The organism is Streptomyces viridosporus (assembly GCF_002078235.1).
GTDB lineage: Bacteria > Actinomycetota > Actinomycetes > Streptomycetales > Streptomycetaceae > Streptomyces > Streptomyces viridosporus.
In genome coordinates this window covers 1-8,757 of record NZ_MSGP01000182.1, presented here as the reverse complement: position 1 = coordinate 8,757, position 8,757 = coordinate 1, and the positions used below count along the sequence as shown (strand labels likewise).

7 protein-coding genes and 1 pseudogene are annotated in these 8,757 nt (G+C 71.2%); 4 read left to right on the top strand and 4 right to left on the bottom strand.

Features of this window, described 5'->3' with window-relative positions; all coding sequences use genetic code 11:
- From B7L92_RS13890 to B7L92_RS13875, 4 genes and pseudogenes are all read right to left on the bottom strand, one after another.
- A pseudogene (locus B7L92_RS13890) lies at positions 1-115 on the bottom strand (ATP-binding protein); the annotation flags it as partial.
- Positions 96-491 carry a DUF742 domain-containing protein gene (locus B7L92_RS13885; RefSeq protein WP_081237710.1) on the bottom strand — a complete coding sequence of 132 codons (396 nt, stop codon included), beginning with the start codon at positions 489-491 and terminating at the stop codon, positions 96-98. The gene B7L92_RS13885 and the pseudogene B7L92_RS13890, both read right to left, overlap by 20 nt.
- 111 nt (positions 492-602) lie before the next feature.
- Complete coding sequence (locus B7L92_RS13880) at positions 603-1,016, bottom strand: roadblock/LC7 domain-containing protein (RefSeq protein ID WP_004983056.1); 414 nt, start codon at positions 1,014-1,016, stop codon at positions 603-605.
- Between the two features lie 9 nt (positions 1,017-1,025).
- A complete protein-coding gene (locus B7L92_RS13875) occupies positions 1,026-4,730 on the bottom strand; it encodes a nitrate- and nitrite sensing domain-containing protein (RefSeq protein ID WP_081237709.1) in 3,705 nt (1,234 codons plus the stop codon).
- 606 nt (positions 4,731-5,336) lie between these two features.
- On the opposite strand from B7L92_RS13875, the gene B7L92_RS13870 reads away from it, so the two are divergent.
- The 4 genes from B7L92_RS13870 to B7L92_RS13855 all read left to right on the top strand — a co-directional run.
- A complete protein-coding gene (locus tag B7L92_RS13870) occupies positions 5,337-5,525 on the top strand; it encodes a hypothetical protein (protein WP_081237708.1) in 189 nt (62 codons plus the stop codon).
- 269 nt (positions 5,526-5,794) lie between these two features.
- On the top strand, positions 5,795-6,580 hold the full coding sequence (locus B7L92_RS13865) for a fumarylacetoacetate hydrolase family protein (protein ID WP_004983050.1): 786 nt from the start codon (positions 5,795-5,797) through the stop codon (positions 6,578-6,580).
- On the top strand, positions 6,573-8,096 hold the full coding sequence (gltX, locus tag B7L92_RS13860; protein WP_081237707.1) for a glutamate--tRNA ligase: 1,524 nt from the start codon (positions 6,573-6,575) through the stop codon (positions 8,094-8,096). The genes B7L92_RS13865 and gltX overlap by 8 nt, the downstream gene beginning before the upstream one ends.
- Before the next feature lie 81 nt (positions 8,097-8,177).
- A partial coding sequence (locus B7L92_RS13855) for an HAD family hydrolase (RefSeq protein WP_081237706.1) occupies positions 8,178-8,757 on the top strand: 580 nt, incomplete at its 3' end.

The window sequence follows — 8,757 nt, the reverse complement described above, 5'->3', positions numbered from 1 at the left end:
GACAGCCGACGAACGTGGTCTTGCCCACGCCGAAGCCGCCCGCCACCACGATCTTCGCGGAGGTGGTGGAACGGCTTTCGGAGACCGCCCCGCCGCTAGAGGTTGCGAAGTCCACTGAGCACCCTTTCGAGCAGTGTCACATCCGGGGCGCCGGTCGTTTCGTCGCCGCCCGGCTGGTGAATGGCGACCAGACCCGCTTCCGCGAGGTCCGCCACCAGGATTCTTGCCACACCCAGCGGCATGTTGAGCAGTGCCGAGACCTCGGCGACCGACTTCACCTCACGGCACAGGTGGCAGATGCGCTGATGCTCCGGGAGGAGCCCCATGAGCGCTGCCGGATCGGCCGTCGTGCTGATCAGTGCCTCGATGGCGAGCTGATAGCGCGGCCTGGTCCGGCCGCCGGTCATCGCATAGGGACGGACCAGCGGCTGGTCGCCCTCATCCTCGTACGGCTCCGCGTACGGATCATGAGAGGCGGTGGGCGGGGTCATGAATCCTCCGGGCGGGACAGCAAGTCGGTCAGTCAAGCCGTCTGACGGGGCCGGTGGGGGGAATGTGGCGGCCGGACGGTGATTTGGTGAGACGGGTGGTGCCGGGGCCGATCAGTGGAGCAGACTTCCCTGTAGCTCGGCGCGCAGATCCGGGGTGAGGACTGCGCCGGCGCGATCGACCAGCAGCGCCATTTCGTAGCCGACGAGGCCGATGTCGCACTCGGGATGCGCCAGGACGGCGAGGGACGAGCCGTCCGAGACGGACATGAGGAAGAGGAATCCCCGCTCCATCTCGACGACCGTCTGGGCGACGTTGCCGCCCTCGAAGATCCGGGAGGCGCCGGCCGTCAGGGAGGTCAGTCCCGATGCCACGGCCGCGAGCTGGTCCGCGCGGTCGCGCGGAAAGCCCTCGGACAAGGCCAGAAGAAGACCGTCGGCGGACACGACGACGGTGTGGGACACCCCGGGGGTGTTGTCCACGAAGTTGGTGATCAACCAGTTGAGATTCTGTGCCGCCTGGCTCATCGGACTCAACTAACGCTCCTGCTGGTGAGTGGGCCGCGGGAAGCTGCCGGTCTGGGTGGACCCGGCCTGACGACCCTGTGCGATACCCCGACGGAGATTGGTCAGTCGGCCGCGCACGTCATCGGGGGCGCGCGAGACCTGGGGACCGCTCTGGTGCGGTTGCTGCTGAGCCGTGCCCGGGACGAGGTTCGCCTTGGGCACCCGGCGCGGCAGGCCGGAGGTGGTGACGCCGCCCGCGGCCGGCTGCCGGACGCGTTCGGCCTGCCGGACCAGCTCGTCGTTGGGCGAGCTGCGCCAGGCGGGGGAGGCGGACCGCTGAGGGCCGGTGGGCCCCTGCGGCTGCTGGGACTGCTGGGACTGCTGCTGAGGCGCCGGAGCGGAGGCGTTGCCCTGTTCCTGGCCACCTCCACCACCGCGGAACCAGTTGGTCTCCAGGGTGTCGTACAGCGGCGTGCGCCCGTCGCCGGGGCCGGGCGCCGGGGGCAGGGCCTCCGGCTGGTGGCGGACCGGCTGCTGCTGCGGGGCGGGCGGACGCGGGGTGCCGAAGTCGGCTCCGTGCGCGCCGTTGCGCTGCGGACGCTCGAACCGGCCGGGGTCGGCCGGGTCCATGGGGCCCGGGCCCTGGGGGAGGGCGTGCCGGCCCGTGGCGCCGTTGTCCTGGCCCACCACCGGGTACGGACCGGTGGCGCCGTTGTCGTAGCCCTGCGGGGCCGCGAACTGCCCCGTGACGGACGGGTCCTGCTGACCGCCCGGCCGGCCCTGGGCGGTGCCGAAGACGTCGCCGCGGCTGAACTGGCCCGTGTTCTGGGCGTCGTTCGCGCCGGGCTGGGCGTACTGGCCCGTGTGCTGCCCGGGGTCGGGGAAGCCGTAGGCGGACGGACCGGCGTTCTGCCGGTCGTCGAACCGGGGGATCTCCGCCGTGGCGCCGGGCCCCTGCCGGTCGTCGAACCGGGGCATGGGGGAGGTCCGGGAGACGTCCGGCTCCTCGTGGCCGCGCGGGGCGTCCAGCGAGGCGCGCGGCACCGGGGGCTGGGCGTTCTCGTCGCTCCAGCTGGGCGTGCGCTGCTGCTGGTCGCCACCGGGCAGCTCGGCGCGCGGACCACCGCGCGGCGGGAGCTGCGGACGACGGCCGCGCTCGGCGTTGCCGTTGCCGCGCTGCGGGGGCACCTGGCCCCGGCCGCCACCGAAGGCGTCCCGGTCCTGCGCACCGCCCGGACCCGCGGCCTGCAGCCCCTGCGGGGCACCCGGCGCCTGGCCTCCGAAGCCGGCGCCGGCGGGGGCCGGACGGCCCTGCGGCGGCGCGGAGGGAGCACCCCGGTCGAACAGCGACGGCGTGGAGTTGCCCGGCTGGCCCTGCGGCCCCCGTGACCCGTCGGGCCGGCCCGTGCCGTCCCGTCCGGGCAGCGCGGCCCGCGGACCCTGACCGCCGCCGAGCAGACCGCCGCCGGGCGCACCGCCCTGACCGCCACCGGCGGTCCGGCGCGCGGCGGCGGCACCGGCGGCCGCCTGCGCGGCGGCGGGGCCACCGCCGCCCGGCTGGCCCGGCTTGCCCTGGGGCTTCCTGCCGCCCTGGGCGACGTCGACGGGCAGCATGACCAGCGCGGTCGTACCACCGGAGTCGGAGGGGCGGAGCTGGATGCGGATGCCGTGGCGCTGCGACAGGCGGCCGACCACGAACAGACCCATGCGGCGGGAGACGGAGACGTCCACGGTGGGCGGCGAGGCGAGCCGCTCGTTGATCGCCGCCAGGTCCTCCGGGGACAGACCGATACCGGTGTCGTGGATCTCGATCAGCACCCGGCCGTCGGGCAGCGCGTGACCGGTGACCTTGACCTTGGTCTGCGGCGAGGAGAACGAGGTCGCGTTCTCCAGCAGCTCGGCGAGCAGGTGCACGAGGTCGTTGACGACCCGGCCGGCCACCTCGGTGGTCGGCACGGAGGACAGCTCGATGCGCTCGTACTGCTCCACCTCGGACGCGGCGGCACGCAGCACGTCGACCAGCGGGACCGGGCGGGTCCACCGGCGGCCGGGCTCCTCACCCGCGAGGACCAGCAGGTTCTCACCGTTACGGCGCATACGCGTGGCCAGGTGGTCCAGCTTGAACAGCGAGGAGAGCTGGTCCGGGTCGGCCTCGCGGGACTCCAGCTCGGAGATCAGCGAGAGCTGGCGCTGGATCAGACCCTGCGAGCGGCGCGAGAGGTTGGTGAACATCGCGTTGACGTTGCCCCGCAGCAGGGCCTGCTCGGCCGCGAGGCGGACCGCCTCGCGGTGCACGTCGTCGAAGGCCGCGGCCACTCGGCCGATCTCGTCCCGGGAGTGCACACCGACCGACTCCACGGACGTGTCGACGTCCTGCGGGTCGGACTCGGAGAGCTGCTTGACCAGTTCGGGCAGGCGTTCCTGGGCGACCTTGGTCGCGGTGTCCTCCAGCCGGCGCAGCGAGCGGATCATGGAGCGGGCCACGACGAAGGCGCCGACCAGCGAGACGCCGAGCACGATGAGGATCAGCGCACCGGAGATGATCGCGTCGCGCTCGGTGGCGGCGCGCAGCTCACGGGCCTTCTGTTCCATCTCCTCGAGCAGCCTGTGCTCGATGTTCTTCATCTGCTGGATCTTGGTGGAGCTGTCGTCCAGCCAGTCCCGGTAGGACCGCTTGCCCACCGACCTGAGGCCGAACTCCGAGGCCAGGGCGCGCCCGGCGTACTCGTCGGTGGCCTTGATGATGTTGTTGCCGTCCTCGATCGGCAGCAGCAGCTCGGCGGCGGAGGTCTCGCCGTAGATGCTCTTGAAGCTGCGGAGCTCGGACCCCTGGTTCGTCAGCGCCGACTCGGCGTAGAGCCGGTCGTTCTCGGAGAGGTTGCCGGTGGTGGTGTTGCTGGCGGGCAGCGCCACCGCGAGGACCGCGCGCTGGATCGAGGCGTACTCCTTGGCGGACGAGAAGGACGCCAGGGCGCGCGTGCGCTGGATCATCTCGGGGTTGCTGGTCGCCTCCGCCATGTCCTGCGAGAGGTCGATCAGGTTCTCGATCAGACGGTGGTACGCCTCGACGGTCTGCGTGGAGTTCTCGGGCGAGGAGTAGGCCGTGTTGCGGATCTTCGCGATGTCGCCCAGCTGGCCGGTGAGCTGGACCAGGTTGTCGCGGACACCCTTGAGGTTGCCGTCCTTGGCCGCGTTGTCGATCTCCTCGGAGCTGTCGAGGAAGTTCTCCATCGCACGGTCGGTCTTCTCGCGGTAGCCCTTGACCGTGAAGTCGGTGCTCTTGCCGCCGTGCCCCAGCGGGCCGGCCGACTGGTCGCGCTCCTCCTGGAGCGCGTGGGCCAGTTCGGTGGCCTGCTTGGTCATGTCCGTCAGCAGCTTCATGTTGTCGAGCTGCTGGATGTCGTCCATCGACTGGCTGATACGCAGCGCACCCAGCGAGGTGGCCGCGACCACCGGGAGCGCGAGCAGCGACACCAGACGGGTCGAGATGCGCCAGTTGCGCAGGGCTATGCGCGGTCCGGGGCCGGTCGAGCCCTTCGGCGCCGCCTCGTCGGCCGGGTCCGGAGCCCCCGCGGAGGCGCCGGGGCGACCGGTTCGGTCGCCGCTGTCGCCGGACACGGCCGGGCCCTGGTTCTGGGCGTGCTGGGGCGAGGAGCTGACGGCCATCGGGCCAGTCCCGCCGTGCGGCTCCGGCTCCGCCGAAGCGCTGCCATCCCTCTTGAAACGTCCCTGCACTAGCGTCGCAACCTCTGGACCAGGCACCCCTCCGCGTGAACGACGGGGCACGGTGTCGGCGTCATAGGGGCGCCCTGAATACGCCCCCGTGGTGGTCGTGAGTGACCGGCGCTGGTTCCCCCCATCTCGCCGCCACTCGGCGCGTTTGTGCGCCCCCTGTGCGCCGGCTCGATCCTGCGGCGGTCCGTGGAATTCCAGCACAGTGCCGGATCTCCAACAAGGCCCGTAGGCCTACCCGTGACATACGTGACACCGCGTGAGTGACGGGTCACCGCGGGTAGAAAGGGAGATCCCCCAAACCGGGCGTACGCTCACGAGTCGACCGGTCGCTCCGGGTGTCCCAGTCGCCATGATCAGGAGCGGAATGGTGGCTTCAGGGGGTCAATGTCCGTTTCGGAGGGACGAGACGCCTGCCCGTATTGGTCCATTTGTTCAGTAGTTCGTGAGCAAAATCACACCAAGATCCCGGCCTCCGAGCGCCGTCGGCGGGGAATTGCATGTTTAGCCTGACGCTTTACAGGGATGGCAAAACCGACAACCCGCGCCCGTCACCCGGGTCCCCGTACCCCGGTGGGCGCCGCGAACAGGACAAGGTCGAAGTAAACAGTGAAGACGACGATGATGTTCCACAAGATCGCCAACCCGCGACGCACGACGCTGGCGCACCTCGACGGCGCCGACGAACTGCAGACGCCGGTCCAGCAGGAACACCCCGTCGAACTCCCGGCCCAGACCGCCAACCCCAAGCGCACCGTCCTCATGGAGATCCCGGTCACGGCCGGCGCCGCGCACTGACCGGACGCCGACCGCGCTGATCGCGCTGATCGCACCGATCAGTACGCACACCGGCCGCGCATCGCTCAACGCCACCGCGTCCGGCCGGTGACACCGGCCCGCCACGCGGCACGAGGGGCGCCCCACGTTCCACCGGGGCGCCCCTCGCCGTGCGCGGGGCGCCCCGCACACCGGGCGACGGCGCCCGCAATGCGCGAGAACGGGAGGTCGTACCGCGTTAGCCTGGAGCGTCAGACTCCAGCCGCTTAAGTCAAGGGGCCAAGCATCCCGTGCGCATCGCCAGATTCTCCATCGACGGGAACGTCGCCTTCGGCGCGGTCGAGGGCGACCAGCAGGACGAGCTCGTCCTGGACATCATCAAGGGCATCCCGTTCACGGACTTCGAGCTCTCCGGTACGAAGGTTCCGCTGAGCAAGGTCAGGCTGCTGCCCCCGGTGCTCCCCAACAAGGTGGTGGCCTTCGGCCGCAACTACGCCGAGCACGCCAGGGAGATGGGCAACGAGGTGCCCGAGGAGCCGTTCGCCTTCTTCAAGCCCGCCACCTCGGTCATCGGCCCCGGCGACGAGATCCAGTACCCCTCCTTCTCCCGGGAGGTGCACCACGAGGCCGAGCTGGCCGTGGTCATCGGCCGGCTGTGCCGCGAGGTCCCGCGCGAACGCGTCAAGGACGTGATCTTCGGCTACACCTGCGCCAACGACATCACCGCGCGTGACGTCCAGAAGCGCGAGAAGCAGTGGGCCCGGGCCAAGGGCTTCGACACCTCCTGCCCGCTCGGCCCCTGGGTGGAGACGGGGCTGGACCTCGCCGCCGCGAGCGACCTGACCGTCCAGCTCACGGTCAACGGCGCCCAGCGCCAGCTCGGCCGCACCAGCGAGATGATCCACTCCATCGAGGACCTGGTCGTCAACATCTCCGAGGCCATGACGCTGCTCCCGGGCGACGTCATCCTCACGGGCACCCCGGCCGGGGTCGGCCCCCTCAACGTCGGCGACGAGGTCGCCGTCACCATCGAAGGCATCGGCACTCTCACCAACAAGGTTGTCAAGCGTGGCTAGCGCATCAGGCTCCCCCTCCCCCCAGTCCTCGACCCCGCTCGGACAGGGGGTACCCCCACGCGTCCGTTTCTGCCCCTCGCCCACCGGTAACCCCCATGTGGGCCTGGTCCGCACCGCCCTGTTCAACTGGGCGTTCGCCAAGCACCACGGCGGCACCCTGGTCTTCCGCATCGAGGACACCGACGCGGCCCGCGACTCCGAGGAGTCCTACGAGCAGCTGCTCGACGCGATGCGCTGGCTCGGCTTCGACTGGGACGAGGGCCCCGAGGTCGGCGGCCCGCACGCGCCGTACCGCCAGTCGCAGCGCATGGACATCTACCGGGACGTGGCCCGCAAGCTCCTCGACGGCGGTCACGCCTACCACTGCTACTGCTCCCAGGAGGAGCTGGACACCCGCCGCGAGGCCGCTCGCGCCGCGGGCCGGCCCTCCGGGTACGACGGCCACTGCCGTGAGCTGAGCGACGCCCGGGTCGAGGAGTACAAGGCCCAGGGCCGGGAGCCGATCGTCCGCTTCCGCATGCCCGACGAGACGATCACCTTCACCGACCTGGTCCGCGGCGAGCTGACCTTCACCCCGGAGAACGTCCCGGACTACGGCATCGTGCGCGCCAACGGCGCCCCGCTGTACACGCTGGTCAACCCGGTCGACGACGCGCTGATGGAGATCACCCACATCCTGCGCGGCGAGGACCTGCTCTCCTCCACCCCGCGCCAGATCGCCCTGTACAAGGCCCTGATCGAGCTGGGCATCGCCAAGGGGATCCCGGCCTTCGGCCACCTGCCGTACGTCATGGGCGAGGGCAACAAGAAGCTCTCCAAGCGCGACCCGCAGTCCTCCCTGAACCTCTACCGCGAGCGCGGCTTCCTCCCCGAGGGCCTGCTCAACTACCTCTCGCTGCTCGGCTGGTCGCTCTCCGCCGACCGGGACGTCTTCTCGATCGACGAGATGGTCGCGGCCTTCGACGTCACGGACGTGCAGCCGAACCCGGCCCGCTTCGACCTCAAGAAGTGCGAGGCGATCAACGCCGACCACATCCGCCTGCTCGACGCGAAGGACTTCGCGGAGCGCTGCGCCCCCTGGCTCAGGGCCCCCTTCGCCCCCTGGGCGCCGGAGGCCTTCGACGAGGCCAAGTGGCAGGCGATCGCCCCGCACGCGCAGACCCGCCTGAAGGTCCTCTCCGAGATCACGGAGAACGTCGACTTCCTGTTCCTGCCGGAGCCGGCCTTCGACGAGGCCTCCTGGAACAAGGCGATGAAGGAGGGCTCCGACGCCCTGCTGCGCACCGCCCGCGAGAAGCTGGAAGCGGCCGACTGGACCTCCGCCGAGTCGCTGAAGGAGGCCGTCCTGGCCGCCGGCGAGGCCCACGGCCTCAAGCTCGGCAAGGCCCAGGCCCCCGTCCGCGTGGCCGTGACCGGCCGTACGGTCGGCCTGCCGCTCTTCGAGTCGCTGGAGGTCCTGGGCAAGGAGAAGACGCTGGCCAGGATCGACGCGGCCCTGGCGAAGCTCGCCGCGTAGGGCCCGTACCGGCGAGGGGCGGCACCCGGGAGGTTCCCGGGTGCCGCCCCTTTGCCGTGCGGTCCGGGTACCGTCGGTCCCATGGCGATCCGAGCCGTCGTCTGGGACGTGGACGACACCCTCTTCGACTACACGACCGCCGACCGCGAGGGCATGCGGGCGCACCTCCTGGCCGAGGGGCTGCTCGACGGGCACGCCTCCGTGGAGGAGGCGCTGCTGCGCTGGCGGGAGGTCACCGACCTGCAGTGGGCGCGGTTCGCCGCGGGGGAGGTGGACTTCGAGACCCAGCGCCGCGACCGCACCCGCGTCTTCCTGGACCGGGACCTGACCGACGCCGAGGCCGACGACTGGTTCCGGCGCTACGTGGCCCACTACGAGGCCGCCTGGAGCCTCTTCCCGGACGTGCTGCCCGTCCTCGACGCCCTCGCCGCCAGCCACCGCCACGCGGTGCTCTCCAACTCCAGCCTGACCGTCCAGGACCGCAAGCTGCGCCTCCTCGGCGTCCACGACCGCTTCGAGGCCATCCTGTGCGCCGCCGAGCTGGGCGTCTCCAAGCCCGAGCCCGATGCCTTCCTGGCCGCCTGCGAGGCCCTGTCCCTGCCGCCCGACCAGGTCGCGTACGTCGGCGACCACCCGGAGATCGACGGCCGGGGCGCCGCGG